Annotated in this window: 1 protein-coding gene; it reads left to right on the top strand. The window is 45.2% G+C overall.

Features of this window, described 5'->3' with window-relative positions:
• The coding region (locus HA632_RS01525; RefSeq protein WP_176305485.1) for a hypothetical protein at positions 1–383 on the top strand (383 nt) is incomplete at both ends.

The following is a 383-nucleotide window of genomic DNA, read 5'->3' as shown; positions in this document are numbered from 1 at the left end:
GTTACCTTAACATACTATACCAATGAGGCAGATGCTCATGTACCACAGTTCCCTATAGCCGACCCGACACAGGCGTTGGTAGGAACTAATGTATGGATTAGAGTAGAGAACAACCGAGTTGATTATTTGGGTAACAACTGTTATGTACTGGTTGAACAACCCTTAACGGTTAATCCTTTACCGGAAGTTATTCAACCATTGGCTCCTTACAGAATGTGTGATGACAATACCGACGGTATTGCACAGTTTGATTTGACCAATCCAATCTTGGCCACAGCCATCTTGGGTGCGAATCAAGCCCCGGCCGACTTTACCATTACGTATTACCTCACGGCAGCAGGAGCTAATCCGTTTACCAATACAGGAGAGACACCACTGGTATC

It is taken from the genome of Flavobacterium sp. J49 (assembly GCF_011742145.1).
Classification (GTDB): domain Bacteria; phylum Bacteroidota; class Bacteroidia; order Flavobacteriales; family Flavobacteriaceae; genus Flavobacterium.
Note: the sequence above shows the minus strand (reverse complement) of the source record. Positions and strands in the feature narration are given on the sequence as shown.